Origin of the sequence: Undibacterium sp. RuRC25W, assembly GCF_049339825.1 — a bacterium.
GTDB lineage: Bacteria > Pseudomonadota > Gammaproteobacteria > Burkholderiales > Burkholderiaceae_D > Undibacterium.
Genome location: NZ_JBMPPD010000049.1, coordinates 1 through 24,844, shown reverse-complemented (window position 1 = coordinate 24,844; position 24,844 = coordinate 1). Strand labels below are relative to the sequence as shown.

The 24,844-nt window shown below is 46.2% G+C and carries 22 protein-coding genes and 1 pseudogene; 8 read left to right on the top strand and 15 right to left on the bottom strand.

The features are described 5' to 3' along the window. The coding region (locus ACO0KV_RS17160) for an IS3 family transposase (protein WP_423042293.1) at positions 1-92 on the top strand (92 nt) is incomplete at its 5' end. Between the two features lie 68 nt (positions 93-160). Here ACO0KV_RS17160 and ACO0KV_RS17155 read toward each other — a convergent pair. The 3 genes from ACO0KV_RS17155 to gloB all read right to left on the bottom strand — a co-directional run bounded on the left by ACO0KV_RS17155 (position 161) and on the right by gloB (position 2,925). Then, positions 161-736, bottom strand: coding sequence for an elongation factor P (locus ACO0KV_RS17155; protein ID WP_423044181.1), 576 nt, complete (start codon positions 734-736; stop codon positions 161-163). Positions 737-873: 137 nt separating this feature from the next. Then, a complete protein-coding gene (gene earP / locus ACO0KV_RS17150; protein WP_423044179.1) occupies positions 874-2,034 on the bottom strand; it encodes an elongation factor P maturation arginine rhamnosyltransferase EarP in 1,161 nt (386 codons plus the stop codon). A gap of 93 nt (positions 2,035-2,127) precedes the next feature. Continuing rightward, entirely contained in the window at positions 2,128-2,925 is a 798-nt protein-coding gene (gene gloB, locus ACO0KV_RS17145) for a hydroxyacylglutathione hydrolase (RefSeq protein ID WP_423044177.1), read from the bottom strand. 15 nt (positions 2,926-2,940) lie between these two features. Here gloB and ACO0KV_RS17140 point away from each other — a divergent pair, with 15 nt between their 5' ends. Together ACO0KV_RS17140 and rnhA are read left to right on the top strand one after the other, a co-directional pair. Beyond that, complete coding sequence (locus ACO0KV_RS17140) at positions 2,941-3,708, top strand: class I SAM-dependent methyltransferase (RefSeq protein WP_423044175.1); 768 nt, start codon at positions 2,941-2,943, stop codon at positions 3,706-3,708. Positions 3,709-3,750: 42 nt separating this feature from the next. Continuing rightward, the gene (gene rnhA, locus ACO0KV_RS17135) at positions 3,751-4,197 is read left to right on the top strand and encodes a ribonuclease HI (protein ID WP_423044173.1); all 447 of its coding nucleotides are present in this window, start codon (positions 3,751-3,753) and stop codon (positions 4,195-4,197) included. Between the two features lie 2 nt (positions 4,198-4,199). On the opposite strand, the gene ACO0KV_RS17130 is transcribed toward rnhA, so the two are convergent. From ACO0KV_RS17130 to bcsZ, 5 genes are all read right to left on the bottom strand, one after another. Then, positions 4,200-4,829: a CatA-like O-acetyltransferase gene (locus ACO0KV_RS17130; protein ID WP_423044171.1), complete on the bottom strand. Its 630-nt coding sequence runs from the start codon at positions 4,827-4,829 to the stop codon at positions 4,200-4,202. Positions 4,830-4,939: 110 nt separating this feature from the next. Further along, positions 4,940-5,875, bottom strand: coding sequence for a transaldolase (tal, locus tag ACO0KV_RS17125; RefSeq protein WP_423044185.1), 936 nt, complete (start codon positions 5,873-5,875; stop codon positions 4,940-4,942). 22 nt (positions 5,876-5,897) lie between these two features. After that, positions 5,898-6,956 carry a selenide, water dikinase SelD gene (gene selD, locus ACO0KV_RS17120; RefSeq protein WP_423044169.1) on the bottom strand — a complete coding sequence of 353 codons (1,059 nt, stop codon included), beginning with the start codon at positions 6,954-6,956 and terminating at the stop codon, positions 5,898-5,900. Positions 6,957-7,186: 230 nt separating this feature from the next. Further along, on the bottom strand, positions 7,187-8,638 hold the full coding sequence (locus ACO0KV_RS17115; RefSeq protein WP_423044167.1) for a DEAD/DEAH box helicase: 1,452 nt from the start codon (positions 8,636-8,638) through the stop codon (positions 7,187-7,189). Positions 8,639-8,957: 319 nt separating this feature from the next. After that, complete coding sequence (gene bcsZ, locus ACO0KV_RS17110; protein ID WP_423044166.1) at positions 8,958-10,157, bottom strand: cellulose synthase complex periplasmic endoglucanase BcsZ; 1,200 nt, start codon at positions 10,155-10,157, stop codon at positions 8,958-8,960. 121 nt (positions 10,158-10,278) lie between these two features. On the opposite strand from bcsZ, the gene modA reads away from it, so the two are divergent. The 4 genes from modA to ACO0KV_RS17090 are packed head-to-tail and all read left to right on the top strand — an operon-like array spanning position 10,279 to position 13,083. Then, complete coding sequence (gene modA, locus ACO0KV_RS17105) at positions 10,279-11,043, top strand: molybdate ABC transporter substrate-binding protein (RefSeq protein ID WP_423044165.1); 765 nt, start codon at positions 10,279-10,281, stop codon at positions 11,041-11,043. Next, positions 11,040-11,486 (top strand): TOBE domain-containing protein, encoded by a 447-nt coding sequence (locus tag ACO0KV_RS17100; RefSeq protein WP_423044164.1) that lies wholly within the window; start codon positions 11,040-11,042, stop codon positions 11,484-11,486. The genes modA and ACO0KV_RS17100 overlap by 4 nt, the downstream gene beginning before the upstream one ends. Beyond that, positions 11,483-12,178: a molybdate ABC transporter permease subunit gene (gene modB, locus ACO0KV_RS17095; protein WP_423044162.1), complete on the top strand. Its 696-nt coding sequence runs from the start codon at positions 11,483-11,485 to the stop codon at positions 12,176-12,178. Before ACO0KV_RS17100 ends, modB begins: the two co-directional genes overlap by 4 nt. Then, a complete protein-coding gene (locus ACO0KV_RS17090; RefSeq protein WP_423044160.1) occupies positions 12,175-13,083 on the top strand; it encodes an ABC transporter ATP-binding protein in 909 nt (302 codons plus the stop codon). The genes modB and ACO0KV_RS17090 overlap by 4 nt, the downstream gene beginning before the upstream one ends. Positions 13,084-13,200: 117 nt before the next feature. Here the strand turns inward: ACO0KV_RS17090 and fabI are convergent, their stop codons facing one another. The 7 genes from fabI to ACO0KV_RS17055 form a co-directional block, all read right to left on the bottom strand. Continuing rightward, a complete protein-coding gene (gene fabI / locus ACO0KV_RS17085; protein ID WP_423044159.1) occupies positions 13,201-13,995 on the bottom strand; it encodes an enoyl-ACP reductase FabI in 795 nt (264 codons plus the stop codon). Positions 13,996-14,633: 638 nt separating this feature from the next. Then, positions 14,634-15,959, bottom strand: a complete 1,326-nt coding sequence (locus ACO0KV_RS17080; RefSeq protein WP_423044157.1) for a TldD/PmbA family protein — start codon at positions 15,957-15,959, stop codon at positions 14,634-14,636. Further along, positions 15,956-17,329, bottom strand: coding sequence for a TldD/PmbA family protein (locus tag ACO0KV_RS17075; protein ID WP_423044183.1), 1,374 nt, complete (start codon positions 17,327-17,329; stop codon positions 15,956-15,958). Before ACO0KV_RS17075 ends, ACO0KV_RS17080 begins: the two co-directional genes overlap by 4 nt. Positions 17,330-17,600: 271 nt before the next feature. Next, on the bottom strand, positions 17,601-19,310 hold the full coding sequence (locus ACO0KV_RS17070; RefSeq protein WP_423044155.1) for an ABC transporter ATP-binding protein: 1,710 nt from the start codon (positions 19,308-19,310) through the stop codon (positions 17,601-17,603). 8 nt (positions 19,311-19,318) lie between these two features. Continuing rightward, positions 19,319-20,482 (bottom strand): ABC transporter permease, encoded by a 1,164-nt coding sequence (locus ACO0KV_RS17065; RefSeq protein ID WP_423044153.1) that lies wholly within the window; start codon positions 20,480-20,482, stop codon positions 19,319-19,321. A gap of 9 nt (positions 20,483-20,491) precedes the next feature. After that, complete coding sequence (locus ACO0KV_RS17060; protein ID WP_423044151.1) at positions 20,492-21,430, bottom strand: ABC transporter permease; 939 nt, start codon at positions 21,428-21,430, stop codon at positions 20,492-20,494. Positions 21,431-21,658: 228 nt separating this feature from the next. After that, positions 21,659-23,554: an ABC transporter substrate-binding protein gene (locus tag ACO0KV_RS17055; protein ID WP_423044149.1), complete on the bottom strand. Its 1,896-nt coding sequence runs from the start codon at positions 23,552-23,554 to the stop codon at positions 21,659-21,661. Between the two features lie 995 nt (positions 23,555-24,549). On the opposite strand from ACO0KV_RS17055, the pseudogene ACO0KV_RS17050 reads away from it, so the two are divergent. After that, positions 24,550-24,844, top strand: a pseudogene (locus ACO0KV_RS17050) (energy transducer TonB); the annotation flags it as partial.

Here is a 24,844-nt window from a genome sequence, read left to right as displayed (position 1 = left end):
CCTATATTCGATACTATAATCATGACCGCATCAAAATGAAATTAAAAGGGCTGAGTCCTGTGCAATACAGAAATCAGCCCTTAGTAGCATAGCAATTAAACTGTCCAACTAAATGGGGTCAGTTCAAAAACTGCGGCGTTTTTATTTTTTTAACGCAATCTTAGTTACGGACAACGCGTTTGTATTCGTTGGTACGTGTATCGATTTCGATAACGTCATCTTGGCTCACGAACAGTGGAACTTGTACTGTGTGGCGATGTGCTTCGATCGCGTTTTCGATTTTCGCTTCTTTCAATACGTTACCCGAAGTGTTGCCTTTGACTGCTGGCTCAGAGTACACCACTTGGCGAGCGATTGTTGTTGGCAATTCTACGGAGATTGCTTTGCCGTCGTAGAAAACTGCTTCGCATTCCATGCCGTCTTTCAGGTAGTTCAGCGCTTCGCCCAAGTTTTCTTCTTCGATTTCGTATTGGTTATAGTCGGTGTCCATGAACACGAACAGTGGATCAGCGAAGTAAGAATAAGTCACTGGCTTTTTGTCCAGAACAACAACGTCAAACTTGTCATCGCCACGGAATACGGATTCTTGTGGGCTGTTTGTCAGAAGATTTTTCATCTTCCATTTGTAGGTGAAGCCCGTGCGGCTTGAACCGTTAACGTCAGAGCGCAAAACGATCATAGGCTTGCTATCGACCATAATAATGTTGCCAACACGAATTTCTTTTGCAGGTTTCATAGTAAATATACGTAAAAAGGTGATTGCATAAAAATCATCTGTTGCCTACTGGTAAAAGCCCTGCAAGCCCACGTCCGATTGAATTTGAAAATACGGTAAAAATTAACCGCATATTTTACCCCATTTTTAGGCAGTAATTAAGCAAGAGTAGCGGCAAACTTGAGTAAATTAGTGCTGAAATTGCCATTTTTGAGCATTTCTTGCTCCCATTCCGTGCACATCTGGGTGATCTCTGGTAATTCGTCGAGTAAGGTGCGGCTGATTTCATCCCACTCGTTGTTTGCACTTTCAGCATCATTCCAGATCAGAGCAAGTCTGCTCAGATGTGCCGTTTTGGCTGTATAGCGCAGCAGGAATGCCTTGAGTTTAATGTGATGCAGGTTTTCATCCTGAGGGTAGATATGCCAGATAAATGGCTTGTTTGCCCATTGGGCGCGGACAAAAGAGTCTTCGCCTCGCACAAAATTCAGATCGCAAGCCCAAAGCAAGCGATCGTAGTCTGGTTGCGGCAAAAAAGGAATCACACGCAGTGTCAGCGCCCCATGGGTTGCATGAGCACCTAGTGTTGCCGTTTGTCCAAGAAACTGCTCAACGGCTTCTCTGGCAACGCCCTCTGGGACGAGACAGGTGATTGCTGTGTTACCGGTTTTCCATGTAGTGAACAACGATGTGAGGGGGGCGTGTGGATAGCAAAATAAGGATATTTTTAGGTTATCCTGTTCTGTGTTGGTTACACCTAATCCTGACAAGAACGTAGCGACTTGGGCTGGGTCTTGCAGAAATTGTTGGCGCTGATGGCGTAAATCGCGCTCGACCATCAGTCCCCCAGTTTTATTGGTAAAACCAGGAAAAAAGAAATACTTGGTCAGTGAGTAAGATGGGTGGGGCGACGGCAATGTATGGCAGCCTTCTACCCATTCTTCTGCGCTTAATCCTTCAAAATTGAACCAAAGTGGACGTGTGTCGCGTTGCGCCATACGAGCAATATAGCCAGGTGGAATATCGCAACCAAAAAATTCGATGACAATGTCCGCGATCTCTTGCGGGGCAAATACACCGTTTTGATCTCTCCAGTGGGTCACGTCAATACCATCGACAATTTGCGCAACACGATCAGTGCGGACGTCGGGGCAGAGGCGTTTAAAACTGACCAGATCGTCGACCCAGAGATTGACGGCAATACCATGTTCATGGGCAAGTTGGCGAGCAAAACGCCAGCAGATGCCAATGTCGCCATAATTATCGACAACCTTGCAGAATAAGGCGAGGGTGGTCGTTTGTTGGATCTGTTGTTGCATACGTGTAGTAGAGATGGGGGCTCCGTCGATTCTTGATTATTAAACGACGATCGTCACGGAGCGGTTAATTAAAGGCTGTTGTGGAGGTGCAAGTCAGGCGAAATGGTTTTTCCATTCGCGCAATGCGCCAAAATTGGCGACCTCGTCATTCGTTTTGACAATTTTTTCTTGTTTTAGTAGGCCGTTAATGACGCTTGTTTCCCGACTGCGTAAAAAAGGATTGGTTGCCTTCTCAAGGCCAATCGTCGTTGGAACGGTCGGAATCCCCTGATCTCTCTTAGTTTGTTCGCTGAGCATGCGTTGACTCAGAGCGAGGTTGTCTGGCTCAACCGCGAGGGCAAAGCGTAAGTTAGATAGTGTGTACTCATGCGCACAATAGACTACAGTGTCGTTCGGCAATTGGCTTAATTTGTCGAGAGAGTTCAGCATTTGTGCGGGCGTGCCTTCAAACAATCTACCGCAGCCACCAGCAAATAAGGTATCACCTGAAAATAACCAATGCTGATCTGGTGCGAAATAAGCAATATGACCTGCCGTATGACCAGGTACCTCGATCACGGTTAAGTGTAGTCCAAGGTCAGTCAGTGCTATTCTGTCATTGTTGCCAACGGGTTTGGTTATGCATGAAATACCATCGTTGGCAGGACCATAGATCTGAATTGCTTGCATGCCTTGGTTGCTTTTTAATAAGGCTGGTACGCCGCCGATATGATCAGCGTGGTGATGCGTCAGTAAAATCGCTGATAATGTAAGCTGATGTTGGTCCAGCGCATGTAATATAGGGGTTGCGTCGCCTGGGTCAACCACAACGGCGTTTTTTCCATTGTGGATGATCCAAAGATAATTATCCGCAAACGCAGGAACTGTCAAAATCGTCAAAGAGTTTTTCATAGACACATGGAATCAATGGAAAAGAACATTATAGACCTCGCTGCGTGGTTAGAGTCACCCGTTGGTCGCTATGTGCTGGAATGGGAGCAGGCGCAACTAGCAAAACGCACAGTAGATATTTTTGGCTACAATGCGGTGCAAATTGGCATGCCACAAATTAATGGCCTGGCTGCTAGTCGCATGCCCAACCGCTGGCTGACCAATGCTGTCGGAAATGCGCCTTCCGGATCATCTCTTCTGGTACCCCAACGTCCGGTTGTCGTCGTCCATGATTTTTCTGAGTTGCCGTTTGAAACTCAGAGTATTGACTTGGTCGTCTTGCCGCATGTGTTGGAATTCGCCAATGAGCCACATCAGCTGTTACGCGAAGTAGAGCGGGTATTGATACCAGAAGGTCGCGTCATCATCAGTGGTTTCAATCAGGCGAGCTTCTGGGGAGTAAGGCAGGCTGCGGGGCGACTCAACAAGCATTATTTTTTGCCGCAAGAAGGTGAATTTATTAGTTTTACGCGGATGAAAGATTGGCTTAAATTATTAAGCATGGAAATTGGTGAACATACTTTTGGATGCTACGTTCCACCATGCCGTTCTGAAAAATGGCTGCAACGCTTCCATTTTATGGAAAATGCAGGAAAGAAATGGTGGCCTTACCTAGGTGCCGTGTATATGGTGCAGGCGGTCAAACGTGTGCGAGGCATGCACCTCATCGGACCTGCATGGAAACAAAAGCGTCTGGCGAGGGGAAACGCCGTTGTCGTCGCTAATAAAGTAAAAACAAAGTAAAAACAAAGTAAAAACAAAGTAAAAACAAAGCAAAAATAAAACATGGATAAAATTGAAATTTATACAGATGGTGCATGCAAAGGAAACCCCGGCGTTGGTGGCTGGGGCGCACTGTTAGTGGCGGGTAATAAAGAGAAAGAGTTATGTGGCGGGGAAAAAGAAACCACAAATAACCGCATGGAGCTCATGGCCGTGATTCAAGCACTTGGCGCGCTTAAACGTCCGTGTGACATCACTTTGCATACTGATAGTCAGTACGTTCTCAAAGGTATCACTGAATGGATTAGTGGCTGGAAGGCGAAGGGCTGGAAAACTGCCTCTAAAGCACCTGTCAAAAATGTCGACTTATGGCAAGCCTTAGATGCTGCGCGGTCAATGCATAAAATAGATTGGCGCTGGGTGCGTGGCCATACTGGGCATCCAGGTAACGAGCGTGCGGATCAATTGGCAAACCGTGGCGTCGAAAAAACGCTGGCTGGTGAGGTGTGAGCTTAAGCCTCAAGTTCCTTTTGTAATTTTTCAAGAAACTGATGCACATGGTAGGCATCGACTAACCCGTGATGAACAAAGGTTCCTACCGGCATCAGCATTTTCCCATTTTGCGGCGCACATTTTCCTACGGAGATTTTTGGTACGCTATCACGTCCGTCAAGCTGACGTGCATGCGTGATGCCGCTGAACTTGATCCATGGCATGGCAGAGAAATGAATCACATCATTCCGTGCGCATTCGTCGTTAAAACATAAACCGCTACTCTCTTTGATTATTTGCATTGCTGCATAAGCTGCAGTGGCAAATTCTGCAAAATCCTCCTTAAAATAAATAGGACAAAAGCCGAAAGTTTGATCAGCACGACTGATCGTGGCGTTGACATGAATCGTGTCATAGATGACGACTTGCTGATCTTCAATCCGATAACGCATGGCTTGAGTCTGATTGATGGCCTTGAGCGTTTTGTGCAGGTAATACAAGAAAAAAGACTGCTGTTCTTGCTTGCAATAGGCATACGCTTTTGTGCAGTCGACGTCAGCAATGATGCCGTGAAATGGCTCACTTAACGCTGAGAAAAAAGCGTAATGCTCGCGACGATTCCATGTGTTAAGGTCAAGAATTTTCTTCATGGCATTTAATAAGGTAATGGTGTGTGATCCTGTTCGCCAAACAAAAAATAGGGACAGCGAAGCTATCCCTATGTTGTCAGACGATGCTGATTTGAATGGAATTGATTGAATTAGCGGAGCGCAATAATCAATTGTTCCAGCTTGACCGTATCAGCGCAGAACGCACGGATACCTTCTGATAATTTCTCTGTTGCCATCGCATCTTCATTCAACTGGAAGCGGAACACTTTTTCATTCATGTCGATTTGAGTGACATCGGATTGTTGAGCCAGCTCTTTGCTCAGTTTTTGTGTGACGGTACTACTTGAGTCAGCCAGTTTTTGTAATAAATCAGGACTGATCGTCAATAGGTCACAACCCGCCAGTTCCAGAATCTGTGAGGTGTTGCGGAAACTTGCGCCCATGACTTCTGTTTTATAGCCAAACTTACGGTAGTAAGAATAGATCCGTTTGACAGACAACACCCCTGGATCGTCCGCGCCGAAAATTTCCTGGCCCGTTTTTGCTTTATACCAGTCGTAAATTCTACCGACGAACGGAGAAATCAGTTGAGCACCCGCTTCTGCGCATGCGACTGCTTGCGCCAGACTGAACAACAAGGTCATATTGCAGCGGATGCCTTCTTTTTCCAGAATTTCTGCTGCGCAGATACCTTCCCACGTGGATGCAATCTTAATCAAAATGCGTTCACGAGAAATGCCGGCCGCTTCATACATTGCGATCAATTGACGACCTTTAGCCACTGTTCCTTCTGTATCAAACGAGAGGCGGGCGTCAGTTTCTGTCGAGACGCGACCTGGAATTTCGTTCAGAATTTGCAGACCAAAAGCGATGAGCAAATGATCGATCGTTTCGTCGATGGTTTTACCTGCGGTATCTGCAACGGCTTTTTCTAGCAAATGCTTGTATTCTGGTTTTTGAACGGCTTTCAAAATCAGAGAAGGATTGGTGGTCGCGTCACGTGGGGTGTAAGCCTTGATTGCCTGAAAGTCGCCTGTATCAGCGACGACCGTGGTGTATTGCTTGAGTTGTTCTAATTGATTCATGGTGTGGACAATATCAAAAACATCAGGGGTTAACTTCAACAATTGGTGATCCTGCAACAATATCACCAATCACGGCAGCTTCAAAGAAGCCACCTTCGCGGAAAAGTGCTAATACGTTCTCTACAGCGCTGGCATCGCAAGAAACGAGCAGGCCGCCAGATGTTTGTGGGTCGGTCAATAAAGCCTGTTGTGCTGGCGTAATTTCGTTACTTAACCTGACATCTTCACCGTAGGCTGCCCAGTTTCTTCCTGACGCACCGGTGATAAATCCCTCCGTTGCAAGTTGTTCAACGTTGCTTAAGAGTGGAATGTCTTTCATTCGTAGGTTCGCTTGTACTTTCGCACCACGGCAGACTTCGAGCAAATGGCCAAGCAAGCCAAAGCCTGTGACATCGGTCATCGCATTGACACCTGCCAACTGTGATAAATGTTGACCTGGACGGTTGAGTTTGGTGGTGCTGGTGATCATGCTGGTGTAACCAGCCTCATCCAATGCTTGCTTTTTCAGCGCAGCAGACAAGATGCCGACACCTAATGGTTTGCCTAAAATTAATTTGTCGCCTGGTTTTGCGTCAGCATTGCGTTTTACTTTAGATGGATGGATCAATCCCAGTACCACTAGACCGTAGATCGGTTCGACGGAATCAATCGTATGACCACCAGCGATGGGGATCCCCGCTTCCGCACAAATCGATTCGCCACCTTGGATAATCTTACCGATGACGTCTAATGGTAGTTTGTTGATGGGCATGCCGACCAAGGCTAATGCCATGATCGGTGTGCCACCCATGGCATAAACGTCAGAAATAGCATTGGTTGCGGCAATACGGCCAAAATCAAACGGATCATCCACAATCGGCATGAAAAAGTCGGTTGTTGCAATCAGGGCTTGCTCATCATTGAGTTGGTAGACAGCAGCATCGTCTGATGTCTCGATACCAACCATTAATGCTTTCGGAACTGGAAAGCCAGTGGATTTTTTCAGAATTTCAGATAAGACGCCCGGGGCAATTTTGCAGCCGCAGCCGCCACCATGTGAGAACGAGGTCAGGCGTACAGGCGGCTCAAGAGATGTTGTCATAGAACGAATGTGGAGAGATCAAAAAAATGATTATACGCCCGCTGTTGTTAGGATGGATGTTGCATTGTTATTCTCTGGAGTATAAAAAAAGCGACCACCTGAGTGATCGCTTTTTGATGATGTCGCTTATCTGATATTTGCTATATCAGCTAACTGAGCAGCTAACTGAGCAGCTAACTGAGCAGCTAACTGAGCAGCTAACTGAGCAGCTAACTGAGCAGCTGGGCTGATCAATAGTCGCCAAATGAGCGACGAGTGCTGCCTTCGTTCGAACGATTGCCTTTGTAGCCGCCGCTACCTTCTTTGCGAGGACCGGAACCAGTACCGTTGCCGTTACCTGCACCAGCTGGTTTGCTGAAAGAGCGTTGTGCTGGCTTGTTGCTACCAAAGTTATTGCCAGTTTTGCGGCTATCGCCTGGTTTCCATCCGGTCGGCTTACGCGCTGTTGATGAGCGTGAAGGTGCTGCTGTTTTCTTTGGTTCAAAACCTTCAATCACGTCGACTGGAATCAATTGTTTAGTGAAGCGTTCAATGCGTTTAACATGCATGCCTTCAGCATGATTGACCAATGAAATTGCCAGACCTTTACGGCCAGCACGACCAGTACGACCGATACGGTGAACGTAATCTTCTGGGAATTTTGGCAAATCGTAGTTAAATACGTGAGTAATGCCTGGCACGTCGATACCACGGGCAGCAACGTCAGTCGCTACCAATACGCGGATCTGACCACGACGTAAGCCGTCCAAAGTACGGTTACGTGCGCCTTGATGCATGTCGCCATGCAAAGCTGCAGCAGCGAAACCAGCGATGTTCAGACGATCAGCGATCGTATCTGCATCACGCTTCGTTGCTGTAAATACGACAGCCTGGTCAACAGAAACGTCACGCAACAGGTGATCCAGCATACGATTTTTGTGTGACAAATCATCCACGAAGTGAACTTTTTGTTGAATGTTTTCATGCTTGCTAGCAGAGCCAGCGATCTGAACGATCAAAGGTTCAGTCGTGATCCGTTTCGCCATGTTACCAACGACACCATCCAATGTTGCAGAGAACAGCATGGTTTGACGGGTTGGAGGTGTAGCAGCAACGATTTTTTCGATGTCGTCGATAAAGCCCATGTCCAACATGCGATCTGCTTCATCCAGAACCAACATTTGCAGTTCGGAGAAATCGATTTTGCCGGATTCCATATGGTCGATCAGGCGACCTGGTGTTGCCACCAGAATTTCAGGATTACGGGACAATAATTGCATTTGTTTTGGGTAAGGCATACCACCCAAAATCGACACAGCTTTAATGCGACGTGAATAAGCGCTGTATTTGTCAGTTGCTGTTGTTACTTGCAAAGCCAGTTCGCGGGTTGGCGTCAATACCAACATTTTTGGTTTTGCAGCGACGAAACGTGGACGATCACCACGGGAACGTGCTGATTGACGTTCTTGGTTAGGTGTTTTGCTGCTGTCATAGCTGACAACTTCAGCGGAAATCAATTTGTGTAAAGCTGGCAGCATGAATGCTGCTGTTTTACCGGAGCCAGTTTGGGAGGAGACCATCAGGTCACGACCTTCAATCGCAGCAGGGATAGCTTGCTCTTGTACCGATGTTGGCTTGGTGTAGCCGGAGTCAGTCAATGCGCGGATCAGGTTAACGTGGAGGCCTAGTGCTTCAAAACTCATGGAATTCTTTCGTAAAAATTTAGCGCGATGCAAACGTAACGCGCGCAAAAATGCAGCGCCAACCAAACGAAATGAACACAGAAAATCCAACAACGGACGACAATGAGATTTCGGCACAAAAGCTTTGCGCCGGGATGATGTCTTTGGTGAAACTAGACATGCAGGGCGGGAGGGCTTTTACATGCACCATCCACTAAGGATGTGCACAGGCTTGCGATGCTACAGTTCTTTTGCTGCGATTTATTGCAGTGCAAAAACGGAATGATACATGATTTTGAGAAAAACCGCACTTTTTTTTGAGACGCTGCACTGTTGGCGCTTAATTTTTGCTTTTGCAACTATTTTGCCAGATGAGTTCTGCAGTACCGTTCGTTTGGAAGCGATAACGTTGGTTCATCCAACCTTGTGCAAACAGAGCAAGTACTTGGTCATAGTAATGGTCTGATTTGATTGGTTGCGCTCGCAAGCGCAATTGCTGTTGCTGCAAGGTTTTGAGGTTTTTGCTTTCATACAGAAAAGGCAGCAGTGCAGCAGAGAATCCACTGCTACCGGCGTTTTTTGCCTCACCCGTCACAATATCGATAAATTCAGGTGGGTATCCTTTGTTTGCAGTCAGTGTTGCCATTGGCTGCAATGTTTTTAGTAAGGTGGCACGGTCGCCATCTTTGTCGGCTAGCATGCCAGCCCATAAGTAAACTCGGATAGCATTGTAACCACCATTGCCTTGTTCGGATCCTTGTAGGTCTGGCATAAACCCTTGATCAGGATGATAGCGTATCCAGTCGGCAGTATATCCTTTGGGGGATGCACCAAGAATGATTTTGAGCGACGACGACTGTAGTTTTTTCCAGCGCGGGTCTTTGTCGTTGTGATCAAACCATCGCAGAAGTTGCAATGGCGTATAGCTAGGGTTGAGCTTCCATTGGTTATTGGATAAAGCGAACCCCCGGGGGCCCGGTAAAAGTGTTAGCCCCAGTTGGGGAACATCGGCGGTTTCCTCATTGAGAATACGTTTCGCTATTAAGGTAGAGAGGGCGGCGTAGCGTTTATCACTCCATGCATCACCGGCGATTCCGAGTGTGTACGCAATCCATAGGTCGGCGTCAGAAGCTGAATTGTTATCGATGATTCCCCAACTATTGTCCGGTCGTAGTCCCCATTGCCAGGCGGGCAGGTGAGTAGTTAAGTCGCCATTGGCTAGGTTATTTTCTGTCCATGTCAATAAATTCTGAAAGCTGCTTCTGTCATTGGCCGTTAGCGCAAAAAACATGGCATAAGCCTGTCCCTCGGAAACAGTATGCTTGATGTTGCTGCTGTGATCAATTACGCGCCCATCAGTGGTAATGAAGGTGCGTTTGAATTGTTCCCATTCAGGCCATGGCGTTTTGCAGTCAGTATTGCTGGCTGAAACGCAGGATGTTCCTAGCATCGTTAAAATAACGGTTGCAAAGGCAGCGAAAGCTTTCACAATAGAGCGACTGGATAAACTAGTCGTAGAAAGCGGTAGAGATATCGTCATAGCTTTGATTGAATAAGATAAGAGAGCCTGATAGGCTGCATGTACAACTTAAACGCACTGTACAATGGCTAAATACATGATATTTTGCTATTAAACTATAGTGTAGTCGATGGAGATGAATTTGAAAGTTAAAAATCTGGTTATTTCGATATTATTTGCTTTTTTATCTAGCCTTTACGGAGTCGTCAAGGCTGAGAGTATTTCAGTGGCTGTTGCCGCCAACGTGCAATATGCGTTTGAGGAATTGCGCACGGCGTTTAAACAAGAGACCGGCAATGATGCCCTTGGGACGATCAATTCTTCCGGTAAATTCGTGGCACAAATCAGCAATGGTGCACCTTTTGATGTGTTTATATCCGCTGACATGGAGTTTCCTGAGAAACTTTATAAGGATGGCATGACGACTGGTGCGCCGAAAGTGTATGCATATGGTGCGTTAGTCTTGTGGACAACAAAAAATATTGATCTGAGCCATTGGCAAGCAATATTGACGGGCAATCAAGTCACCCACATTGGCGTTGCAAATCCGAAGGCTGCACCCTATGGGCGTGAAACGATGAAGGTATTGACTGCACTTAAACTCGACCAGATCTTGCAACCTAAGCTGGTTTTTGGCGAGAGTATAGCGCAAACTAACCAGTATATTCATTCGGGGGCGGTAGATGTCGGTTTTACGGCAAAGTCTGTCGTTCTCTCGCCGGAAATGCAAGGCAAGGGCAAGTGGAGCGATATACCAAAGTCGTCTTATCAACCCATAGCACAAGGTGCGGTTGTACTGAACTACGGCAAAGAGCATCATGCCAAAACTTCGCAGCAATTTTATGATTTCTTATATTCGGCCAAGGCGCGTAGTATTTTCGAACGCTATGGCTATCTTCTCCCATGAACCAGATTGCTGGAACCATCGCGGCAGTTGAAACCCATGGAAGCGTGGCGCTGGTGGATGTCGCAGCAGGCCGCTTGCAATTGTCGGCAACGCTTCTAGGAAATCCTGGGCAACTTGCTGCCTGGGTGACTGGGCGTGAGGTCACGGTTTTATTTAAAGAAACCGAAGTGGCGATTGCAAAAAATCTGCAGGGTGAGATCAGTCTGCGTAATCGTATTCCAGGTCGGATTCTTGATATCGAAACGGGTAAAATTCTTACCCGTATTGTCATTGTCGTCGAAGGATTAACGAATGAGGTCGCTAACGGGGTGATGATCAGCTCAGTGATCACTAGCCGCTCCACACATCGTCTACGGTTAGCTATCGGCGATCAGGTTGAGGCATTGATTAAGTCCAATGAAATGACAATTCAACTCGTCACAGAAAGAGAGGAATTGTTATGACAGATCTCGATTGGCAACCACTCTGGCTGACGTTTAAATTAGCTGCCATTACCACTTGCTTGCTGATCGTATGCGGTGTGCCGTTGGCTTACAAAATCGCTCTGACAAAAAGTAAACTCAAGCCAGTGATGGAAACCTTGGTGAGTATGCCATTAGTCTTGCCGCCCTCAGTACTCGGATTTTATCTACTTTTGGCGTTCAGTCCACAGCAAGCTTTTGGCCATTGGCTAGAGCACTATTTACATCTTAAGCTAGTCTTTAGTTTTGCTGGGCTCGTGATTGGATCGATGATTTTCAGCTTACCTTTTATGGTTCATCCGATACAGGCTGGCTTGCAAAATTTACCGTCCAACTTGCTTGAGGCATCCCGCGCGCTGGGTAAGTCAGATTGGTACAGCCTGACGCACATTCTGTTGCCAAATATTAAGCCAGCGATACTGACCGGTGTCGTTTTAAGTTTTGCGCATACGATTGGTGAATTTGGTGTCGTTTTAATGATTGGTGGCAATATTCCAGGTGTCAGTAAGGTTGCATCGATTGCGATTTACGATGAAGTTGAGAGCCTCAATTATTCTGCTGCCCATGTGTATGCGGGCGTGCTATTTGTGCTGAGTTTTAGTATTTTGCTGATTGTCTATTTGCTCAACCGTCGTCACGCTAATCTGGTTCGTTCGTGGATGGTGAGCCCATGATCAGGATTGCATGTCGCAAAGAGCTGGTTGCAGCCACGGGTCGCGTGCAGTTGGATGTCCGGATGGAGATTGAGCGCGGTGCTTTTGTTACGCTCTTTGGCCCATCTGGGGTGGGTAAAACGACCGTATTGAGAATGTTGGCTGGACTGACGCATCCAGATGGTGGATCCATCGAAGTTGCTGGCGATATCTGGTTTGACGATCAAAAAAGAATTGCACTAACTCCGCAACAGCGTTCGCTTGGTATCGTGTTTCAAGACTATGCGTTATTTCCTAACCTCACGGTGGCAGAAAACCTGGCGTATGGTATGCGTCAATCGTCAATCCAAAAGAACACGCTTTCACCACAACTCAATCGTTTGCTGGAATTGAGCGGCCTGAGTGCATTAAGAGATCGCCTGCCGGCGAGTTTATCTGGCGGACAGAAACAACGCGTTGCACTGGCGCGGGCGTTAGGGCGTGTTTTATACGGCGTCGCTAAGGGTAAGTCGCCACTGCTCTTGCTTGACGAGCCTTTGTCTGCGCTGGATATGACGTTGCGCGTACAGTTACAGGATGAATTATTAGCGCTTCACAGAGAATTTGGATTAACGACGATTTTGGTCAGCCACGATATCGCTGAAGTATTTAAATTATCGCAGCAGGTGTTCGTCATTGAAGATGGAAAGGTCGTCCGTTCAGGCTCACCATCATCCGTCTTTTTGCAGCAGCAAGTGCATGGCAAATTCCAATTGCAAGCACAAGTGCTGGCAATTCGTAAAGAGGATGTTATCTATGTTTTGTCACTGCTGGTCGGGCAAGATATTGTTGAGGTGATTGCAGCAAAGGATGAAGCGGAGCGAATGAAAGTCGGTGACATGATTGCGATTGCAGCAAAAGCATTTAGTCCGATGATTTTTTCCTGATGGATCTTTATTGGCATAGGATTGAAACTTGATTACCACCCTCGTATCCCAAAGAAAAAAAGCTGCAATTACTTGCAGCTTTTCTATTCCGTAATGTGATTCCGATGACTTGCTGGATTACTGGCTGTAGGATTCAGCGTTCAGACCCATTACATGTGAGAATCCACCGTCAACGTAGGTGATTTCACCAGTGATACCGTTAGCCAGATTGGATAACAAGAAGGCGGCTGTGTTGCCGACATCCTCAATCGTGACGTTGCGGCGAAGTGGTGCATGTTCGGCCACAAAGCCTAAGAGTTTGCCGAAGTCCTTGATGCCACTGGCTGCCAGTGTTTTGATTGGGCCAGCGGAAATGCCATTGACACGAATCCCTTTTTTACCAAGATTTTCAGCTAGGTAGCGTACAGATGCTTCCAATGAGGCCTTGGCCAAGCCCATGGTGTTGTAGTGAGGGATTGCACGGATGGCGCCGAGATAGGACAAGGTCAGCAAAGCAGAATCTTCGCGCAACATTGGCAGTGCTGCTTTTGCCATCGCTGGGAAACTGTATGCAGAGATGTCGTGCGCGATACGGAATGCTTCACGTGAAAATCCGTCCAGAAATTCACCCGCAATCGCTTCACGTGGTGCAAAGCCAATCGCATGCACGAGGCCATCGAGGTGATCCCAGTGTTGTCCGAGATCTTTGAAAACGGCGTCAATTTGTTCGTCGCTGGCGACATCACAATCAAACACCAGTTTGCTGTCAAATTCTGCAGCGAAATCGGTGATTCTGTCTTTAAAGCGTTCACCTACGTAGGTGAATGCCAGCTCAGCGCCTTCGCGCTTGCAAGCCTGCGCAATACCGTAAGCGATAGAGCGGTTGGACAGCAGACCAGTGATCAGAATTTTTTTGCCTTGCAGAAATGCCATGTTGACTCCAGGTATTTTCGTAATACTGATGCGGGCTGCAGAGCAAAAAGCCTTCAAGAACCGCGTTAATATTACACTGTGGTTTTTGCTTGTAGTGCGGTTGCCAGCCTTTTCGGTTTCAGCAGCATCACTCAAGCTTTACTCATAGGCCTCGCACAAACGTTTCCTTCATGCCGCTGTGGCAGATTTGCGTAAGACCTACCTAATTAATTCAGGATTCCTATGTGAGCGAAACCTTGTTCGTACATCCTTGTCAGAACTCATCTGAAACGCTTTTGTCCACCATGCTGCAGTGGTTAAAGTCATTATCGACAGATGTTTATTGCTTCCGTTCAATCAGATTCACGACAATAGGACGGAATTGTAGTTGTTAAGCGCGAATCGGGCAAATACTAAGTTCATCATATTGAAACAAATCCTTTCTGTATAACGAGTATCAAAGCTAGGTTCGATGTGATACCTGTCCCTATTTTTTTGATTTAGATTCAATATGGTATATTTAATCGTAAATCGCACGACCGTCCGATTTACGATTGTAGGTGTAGCAATAACAATGCCGCACCGATGTCTTGTTAGCGTATTCTCAACGCGCAGCAGAATAGCAGATAAAGCAGCTCTGATACTGATCCCGCAGACAGTTACAGCACAAAACGCATTGCTTTAAGTAAGACCCCCGGCAAGATAGCGCCACCGGTATGTCGCTCACCGTAAGAGCGATCATCCATGATGGTTTCCGTCTCCTGGGTTAATGCGACAAGATCGTCGCCTAGGATCCTGAAAAGCGATTCATCGAAGCGCATGACGTTGAGTGGAGCTTTGATTTCACCATTTTCTACCCAGAAACTGGCAAATCTAGTCATCCCGGTAATACGGCAATTGGTGCGATCTGAAAAATTCAGGTACCACAAGTTACTGATATAGATGCCGGTTCCTAATTGTTGTAACGCCTCATTCATGGGTATCGTTCCACCCCGCATCCGTAAGGACTTAGCCGACTCATCGGGATTAGCGCCGTTGCTTTGAATGCCGTATTCTTTTGCTGTACGTGGCGAAATCATGCTGCCGCATAGCTCGCCAGCCCGAATGAGTTCGATGGAATCTGGCTTGATAAAACCTTGCGACTGAAAAACAGGCTCCAAGCCAGCGAGACTGTCTTCGCTAAGATAAACATCCGTATGCAGACTGACGTCCTTCGCTTGTAACCGACGCAGGCAACTCTGGTGCGTACGCAAGGATTTTTCAGAAAAACCAGCCCAGTTCAGCATCATTAGCAGTTCATTGAGTGCTGTTGGTGTCAGATAGGCGCGGTAGCTCCCAGGTGGGATGCTGATTGCAGGCAACGCGAATAACGCAAGTTGCTTTCTGGCAGCATCAAATTTTTGCTGAAATTCTTTGGTATCCCATTCAAAACCGGCATAGTTCGACTTGACTGCCTTATCACCTGAATGGAACAAGCTCCAGTCAACATTGACATTGTGTGTTTCGAACCAATTTTGTTGTCCCTGTGAGTTCGCAAATCCACGGTATTGGGTCCCAGTAGTTAGGATGCCAACCATATCGAGTCCGCGTGCTGCTTCCAGAATTTCATTCACCATATCTTGAGTCGGTGGTAGCGATGACCTCTGGATATGGCTGCAATGGCGAACTTCTGTTGTCATGAGCAAGTGTGGATCTTCTGGCAAATCCCTTAGTTGTTCACGCAAGAGGGCCAATGTTTCAATCAGCGCACTATAGTCCTGCTCCATCTGGTCGCATAAATTGACACTGCTGCTGGCATGTCTACGACCGATGAGCAGTTGCACGCGCAAGATGATTTGCGCAACGTGACCGGGTTGTCGGATTGCACTGCGGTTAAATCGGACGAAATCAGTTTCTTCAGCGGATAACCAGCACGTAAATTGCTCAGACGGAGTAATCTGAGACTGAAGAAAGGATACCAATTGGCGAAAATAATCCTGCATCATAATTCACCACCGAATACTTCAACTTGGTCAAATAAGCACGCTGGTGATGCGTGACCAACGCGGATGACTTGAGAGGGTTCTCCTTTGCCACAAAATGGCGTTCCCATGACTGCGTATGTCGAGGCATCACCGACCATTTTTAGTGAACGCCAGAAGCTCTCTGAAATACCACGATAATTTGGATTTTTAATCAGACCAGTGAGTTCACCGTTTTCAATTAGACGCCCGTATTCACAGCCGAATTGAAACTTATTGCGAGAGTCATCAATCGACCAAGACACATTCGTATTCATGAGAACGCCATGTTCGACAGACGCAATCATCTGTTGCAAGCTACTTTCGCCAGGTTCAATATTTAAATTTGCCATTCTGTCGATCGGAGGCCGATTCCAGTCGCAGGCACGCGAGTTCGCCAAACCTGCCATCCCTGAACGTGCCTGTGAGAGCGCACTGCCAAGAGGGCGTTGCAAGATGCCATCCTTAATCAACCAAGTTTTTTCGGCTGGGGTTCCGTCATCATCCCAGCGATAACTGGCGAACTCTTCCGCTCTCTGCGGGTCATGTGTGACGTTCAGTAGTGCTGAACCATATTGAAAATGTCCAAACATCTCTGGCGTGACAAAGCTGGTTCCGGCAAAGTTACGCTCGTCACCAAGAATCCGATCCAGTTCTAGGGGATGCCCGATTGATTCGTGAATTTGCAACATCATTTGTTCTGGCAGTAATAATAAGTCCATGTGGCCAGAAGGACAATTTTGGGCGCTTAATAGATCGATGGCCTCTTGTGCGATCTTTATCCCCGCCCCATAAAATCCTGCCTGCTGTAAGATTTCAATGCCTCCTTGATGGCAAAAACCATTGTACTGACCACCAAGTGTGCGTGTCTGCGTCTCGTTTCCATGGTGGGCCGTAACGCTGATGTTGGGAATCAGGTAATCAAAGTGCTGGTAGATATCAGCGCCGTTGCTGCTGAAAAACCATTGGTCTGTACGAATGCTCGTCGCAGCGGCACCCCAGTCGACAATACGGTCGTCAATATGACATGTTGCTGACTCTTGCATTAACAGTCCAATCATATCTGCTCTGGACCATGGCTTTGATGCCGGCCCCTGATATGTTCCTTGTGCTGCAGATTGGGGGATGGCACTAAAATCCGTGACTGACTTACCCGCACTTATTTTTGCCCAGTTGCTTGAACGTCTGATTGCTTGTTGGATGCCGTTGCGCGACAAATCGCTGGTTGCCGCGTAGCCATAACCACCTTGATGTATGACTGAAATCATGGCGCCGTGACTGCGAGCGCTGGTCAAAGGTTGCAAGATGTTTTGTCGCACGCTGATATCTTCACTACGCTCATCCACAATCCGCATCGAACAAAAATCGACCGCTGGTGTCAATTCTGCGAATAATTTTTTTAAAGACTCCAATCGTGGCTCCATACTATGGTTATCGGTTTATCCATTGTTGATTGCTTTACTTGTGACAACTTCGCGTGCGGATTGATCAAGGACATTCAATATAGATGTTGTCAATATTATCTTAACTTATTGGCATCTTGCTAAATAATCATTCAAGCTGTCAGCCAATTGTTGTTTAATGAGAGGTGAGATAGTTTGAAAAGATCGGATCAGTGCGAGAGTTTTAGGCATGCTGCAATCCACGCGGAATGGCGCCAAGCAAGGTTTTGGTGTAAGCCTGTTGCGGGTGGTGATATAAGTCATCCGCGTTCGCCAGTTCTACTACTTTACCTTTGTTCATCACCATGACTTGATCAGCAATATATTTTACAACGGCCAAATCGTGCGAAATGAAGATATACGACAGGCCGAATTCTTCTTGTAGATCCTGTAATAAATTTAGTACTTGTGCTTGCACCGAAACATCTAACGCCGATACCGACTCATCGCATACGAGCACCTCAGGTTTCATCGTTAGGCATCGCGCAATCGCTATACGCTGACGCTGACCACCAGAAAACTCATGTGGGTAGCGATGGAATGCTGCAGCGGGAAGTCCGACTTTGTCGAGTAATTGTTGCGCCAGCTTTGCGCGTTCGCCATCGCTATTTCCAATGCGATGAATCAGCATTGGCTCCATCAGAATTTGTCCGATAGTGAAGCGTGGATTGAGGGAGGCGTAAGGATTTTGAAAGATAATTTGGATACGGCGCTTGTATTGTAAAAACTCTTTGTTTGACATGGACAGAATGTCTTTGCCATCAAACATTGCTTGCCCACCCGTCGCCTGATGCAGGCGTAGTAGACTCAAGCCAACGGTGGTCTTGCCAGAGCCGGATTCGCCAACCACACCCAGTGTTTTTCCACGTGCCAGTTTAAATGACACCTGATCAACGGCTTTAAATTCTTTTTTGCCAAAAAATCCTTCGCGCGTATAAAAACTCATACTAAGATTTTTTACATCGAGGATAATTTCTTCGTTACCTGAGAGGCCGCGAGTACGTTCTTTTTGTTCCGGTAATACCCCGTTATTGTTCATAAAGTCACTAATGACAGGGAGGCGCCATGGTCGTCTATCGAGGCTTGGACGGCAATGTAACAAGGCTTGTGTGTATGTGTCAGTGGGGCGCTCAAAAATTTGCTCAACGGATCCCGCTTCGCGTATTTCACCATGACGCATCACAACGACATGATCCGCAATTTCGCCGACCAACGCTAAATCGTGCGTGATAAATAATACAGACATCTGGCGTTTGATACGCAAGGCGTTAATCAGATCGATAATCTGTTTTTGAATGGTGACATCGAGGGCGGTAGTTGGTTCGTCGGCGATCAATAACTTTGGTTCGCACGCAATTGCCATCGCAATCATGACGCGCTGTTGCTGTCCACCCGACATCTGACTAGGATAGGCATCGATCTTATTTTTTGGATCAGGAATACCGACTTCTTCGAGCAGCTCAATCGCACGAGCGCGCGCTTGTTTTGCATCCATATTCATATGTAGGTGCAATACCTCGGCAATCTGAAACCCAACCGTAAATACGGGGTTGAGTGAGGTCATCGGTTCCTGAAAGATCATCGAGATATCTTTGCCGCATAATTGACGCCGTTCATCGACACTCAACGTTAGTAAACTTTTTCCTTCAAAAGTAATTTCACTGTCACCAGAAATAGTAGATGTGTCTCGTGGCAACAGCCCCATGACAGCAAGCGAGCTGACAGACTTACCGCTGCCTGATTCGCCCACTAATGCAACGGTTGTATTGTAAGGAATTTCAAATGAAATACCTTTGACAGTTTCGACGCTCTCTTTTTTTGTCACGCGAAAAGAGATGCGCAGGTTTTCTACCTTCAGTAGAATAGGGGAGGGGAGGTATGAAATCTTGTTCATGTTGATCCTTATTTCAGCTTAGGGTCAAGCGCATCGCGCAAGGCATCGGTAAACAGAGAAAAGGCGGTGACTAACACTGCCATTGCTGCGGTTGCTGCTACCAACTGCCACCACTTGCCGAGGATGAGTTCATTCTGTGCTTCATTGAGCATGCTGCCCCACGAAACGGTTCCCACTGGTACACCAAAACCAAGAAAACTCAGAATAACCTCTGACTTAATAAAACCCACTACCAGAATTGACACCTGCACTAATGCTACATGGCTGACATTTGGAAAAATATGAACGAACATTTTTCGCCAGTGTGAAGCGCCAATTGCATCTGCTGCCCAGACGTATTCACGTGTTTTATGCTTCATGTATTCTGCACGCATTAATCTGAATGGCCCCGTCCATCCGGTCAGTGCAAGGATCAGGATAATGGTTGAAATCCCTTTTTGTTGGAGCACAGCGGCGACAGATAAAATCAGTAGCAGGTAGGGCACTGAGGTAAAAATACTATAGAACCAATTGAATAGGTCATCGGTGCGCCCACCAAAATACCCAGCGACTGCGCCAAATATGGTTCCTAATAAGGTAGCCAAAAATGCTGCAATAATCCCGACCAAAATCGACGTCTCTGCACCTTTGATCGTTTTTTTGATGATGTCGTGACCCCATTTATCCGCACCAAATGGCAGCGTTACAGCACGAGTCGTTACTTTGGCTTTGCCGGATTTAGCCTGAGCTAGCCTAATTTCTGTCATTTCTTTTTCTAACGGATCGACGATGCCATAGTCATTCTGTACGGTATTGGACGCGCCATGTTCTTGCTGACGTAAGCTTTTAATTACATCGCGCAAAGGGTCGAGCGGATTATCTGCAACAGTTGCTTTAGCGGATGGTGTACCGGTCGATTGTGCGATAGCGGCAGTATTGTCTATGAATTCTGTGCTACTGGCGGTCCACGTTGGCGGTGCGTAAGAAACAGCCGTTTCTTGTTCCCAATCAGCAGCAATGAGACCTGTTGATGAAAGTAGAATCGTTGCAAGAAACGCTGCCACGATCGCCAAGGCAATCATGGCGACTTTATCCGCTCTGAGACGGCGCCATGCCAGCGCCCATAATCCCGGTGATGTTTGTTCTTGTGGTGCCGCGTTCGTCGATAGCGATTGTTGAAGCGTTTGATTCATGTTCTATTCCTATTTCAATTGAACGCGTGGATCAACTGCTTGATACAGAAGATCGGTCAACAAGTTAAAGAGCATTGTGGCTGCAGCGACGTAGACAGTAATCGCTTTAATTACCGGAAAGTCGCTGCGTTCAACCGCAAGGATCACTTCGCGCCCGATGCCAGGTATGGAGAAAAAACGCTCGATTAAAAATGCGCCAATTAACAAAGCGGGAAGGTTGGACATCACATAGGTAATGATGGGAATGGCAGCATTCCGCAGTACATGTACCCATTTGATACGATGCTCGGAAACGCCTTTTGCACGTGCAGTACGAACATAGTCCTGGTTCACTTCATCCAGAATAAACGTGCGGAATAAACGTAGACTTGGTGCGACGCTGACAGCGAGTCCGATTAGGATCGGCAACGCTGAGAACTTAAATAAATTTTCAGTGAAGCTATTTCCCCAACCTTGCACTGGAAAAAAACTGAATTGATACGCGAAAAAATATTGGCCAACAATGATGTATACCAAAATACTGACGGACATACCCATGGTGCAGGCAATCATGACAGCGCGATCAGTGAATGAGCCCCGACGGAATGCGATTGCTAGCGCGAGTGCAATCGCAGTCAGTGTTTCTAAAACGGTTAAAGGGAGCAAAATCGTCATTGAGGGTCCGAGGCGTGTCAAAATAATGGATGACACTGGCTCACCTGTACTCCAGCTATTTCCGAAATCAAAGGTCACAATTTGTTTAATGAAAATCCATAGCTGGATATAGTATGGTTGATCGATTCCCAGTTGTTGGCGGATATTGGCAATTTGTGCAGGGTTGGACATTTTTCCTGCAAGAATATAGGCGGGGTCGCCACCCACCCAGTTAAACAGGAAAAATACCAGCAAAATAACGCCGAGCATGGTCGGTGCCATTTGCCATAAACGGCGGATGATATAGGCAATCATGAGAGGATCTCGCTTTGACTCTTGGTTTGATACTTATGTATTGTGTCATTCGCTGGAATACGAACAGACGTCTTTGCTGCTACATTGTAAACTTCGCTTTACGAAGTACAGTGTGATACGTCCGTTAATTGATGCGTTACGTCGTTACTCAAAGAATTGTGTACTTAATTACTCAATTACTTAGTGAGTTCATCATTTAGTGAGTGCATTGTTTATTATTTTTATCCATTATTTATTTTTATCAATGTCGATATACATCCACTCCGTTATCATGACCGGATGTTTTTTGTATCCAATGACACGTGGTTGTGACAGCATATTGCGGTAGCGGGCATAGCCGATGCGCTGTGCGGAGTAGACCTCCATGATGCGCGCCATTTTGTGGTACAGCACATCGCGGTCAGGGCCTGCGGGTAATTTTTGCGACTGTTCATAAAGCTTATCGTATTCAGGAATTGCCACACACCCGTTATTATTGAGATGAATATTCGGACCATAAAATAGCTGCATGAAATTGTCGCCGTCGGGGTAGTCAGCAATCCACGGTGCAATCCGTTGTGTTAGCTGGCACTCCTTCTCCGCCTTAAGGATTTCAGCAAAGGGGCGGAAGTCAGCATTCATCCTTATGCCGATGCTGTCATAGGTTTTTTTCCAGACCTCTGCCTGCAAATGACCACGTGATTCTGTTTGTGACGTGTAATTAATATAAAAGGGTTTGCCATCAGGTAAATGTCGGTAGCCATCAGCCCCTTTTTTATACCCAAACTTATCTAATAGGGCATTTGCAGCAACGGGATCATATTGAATGCTACTCTTATACTCTGGGTCGTAGCCGACGACACCGGGTGGAATAGGGTATTCGAGTGGAACTGCCTCGCCATTCTCAACGATGCGATTTTCATCTTCCACATTGTGTGCCATTGCAATGGCACGACGTAAAGCTATTTTTTCCTTAGAAAAACCGCCAAAAACTGGATCTCGCATATTCCAATAGTAAACCGTCAACTCTGGGTCGACAATGCGTGAAAGCTGGATTCCTTTTTGTTGAAATTCAGGTTTTAACTTTCCATCGTGAAGGACTTGCGGTGCGAGGCCGCCATAAAGCTGAAATAGATCAATTTCATCTTTTTGGAATGCAAGTAAACGCGATTGGTCTTCTAGTACGTCGCTAATAATAATGCGCCCAATTTGCGGGATGCGTTTGCCATGCATTGCTGCGGTAATTTTTTTGTCTTCTGCATTATTACCGCCTTGAAAATCCCAATAAACGCTGCGATAGTCTTGTTTCGCATCTAAGATAATTTTTGAGCCACGCACCCATTCTGTGACCTTATAGGGCCCAGTGCCAACAGGGTTAGCCATCACCAGGCCTTGTACATCTTGGTATTTATCGACCACCTCACGTGCCATTGCGGATGTTGCTGGATGCGAGAAGATCATGGTTAAATTAAAGTCAGGGCGTAGTAGGTGTAGCCGTACGGTATATTTATCGAGAACTTCTATCCCCGGAATTTTTGCATCGTAATCAAATTTACCCGTCTTTTTAGCCTTGGCGACTATTTCATCAAGACCAACGATCTTTTGCTCAAAAAGCCAACTGTGGGCAGAAGCGACCCGAGGGTCCATCAGACGCTTAATCGAATAGATATAGTCATTCATAGTTAATTCGCGTTTTTTTCCTTTGAACGCATCATCAGGCGTGAAATAAATGCCTTTTTTTAACTTAATGGTAAAGGTTTTTCCATCGACTGAAATGTCAGGTAGTCCATCTGCTGTTTGCGGAATAATCTTTGCTGGACTGGCTAAATAGTCGTAGCCGTATAAACGTTCAAACACGACCTCAACAATGGCATGCGAATATAAATCACGGACACCAACCGGATCAAATCCGGTTTCAGCTACGGGAAAAATGGTCCTCAATACTTTATTGGGATCAGCGAATGTGGGCTGAGTCGCTGCATCTACCGTGCCCGTTGCGTTTTGTGCCATGACTGGTGGGGGGGCGCACAGCAAAAAAGAGAGTGCCAGTAATGAGTCGATAACGCGGCGACAAGTACTTTTTAGCATGGAGGGCGATTGTACTGGGTGGATCTGATTTTGTTGAAATGAAACGTGAAATTTCATGCTGCTAATACTCCTGCTTACCTGTTTCTGAGGAACGGTGTGTCTGATGCGCCGTTACCTTAACTGATGTTTTGCTTACAAGGGAGCCTCTATACATATTTTTCATTTTTTTACTTGCACTGAAAATGGGCAAATTTTTTTTATTCAGCGCGGAAATGGATCTTTTGATCGTTAGACATATTTTTTTTTGCGGTCCTGCATTAAAAATCTATCTTGAGGCGACTAAATTTAAGCCAGTTTTATTGTTGCATAGTGCATAAAAAGAAATATTATTTGTTTTTCCTCTCTAAACAGCAAATTTCACGGAAATTGGCAACGTATCGGCTAGTCTTGCACCAAATTTATGCTGCAAGGCACAAAAATATGCATTTCCTTTTATTCTTTTTTTTTGGCAAAATGCGCTCTGTTGTTTTTTCGCGAACCAAGGCGGCTAAAGTATTGACAGTTGGTATCTGGAAATGGTTTTATGCGCCTTTGGAAAATTTTGGCGCAAAAATTTTCAAAAATAAATGCAAAAATAAAGTTTATTTACATTAAGTTACGTTGATTTGTTGGTTGTAACAAAGCTCGCCAATGCACGTGTTATCGGTGCTTTTGTGAGTCGTTCTTTTGTCGCCGCTTCTAAAATGCTTCACGTACATTTTTTTTGAGATTGTTTTATCTTGCGAGATAAATGACAAAAATAGGCAAATGTAAGTAGAAATAAGCTATTAGAATAAGATGTGGATTTTTTGTTATCGCTTGTCATTCCATATTCTGCAAATTGGACGATAGAAAATAGATGGGTGCAAAATTGTGTGAGTCGTTTTTGGTTAAAAACACGACTTATATTTTGGTGTTTCCTCTATCAGTAAATTAATAAATGGTTTTGCGTGTCATTGTTTAATTTGTGTCCCGTACAGTGCGCGGTAACATTTATAATTATTTTTTTGTGTGAGACGTTTTGACTTGGGTCAAATAGTAGAAGTAGAACTTGTGGTTCGGGAGGAGTTTTAATGGATTTTTCAAATCGCCAGCAAGAGCCAGGTAAGAAGTTCCTCGGCATGGGGCTGGTTTTAGCATTTCATTTAGTGCTGTTGTATGCACTGCTCAATGGCTTAGGGACCAAGATCGTTCAGATCATCCAAAAGCCAATGGAGACTAAAATCGTGGAAGAGGTAAAACCTCCGCCACCGCCACCTGATACGCCACCACCACCGCCGCCGAAACTGTTGGCCCCACCGCCACCATTTATTCCGCCGCCAGAAGTGCAAGTACAGCAGCAACCACAACAAAACACCATCAATGCGG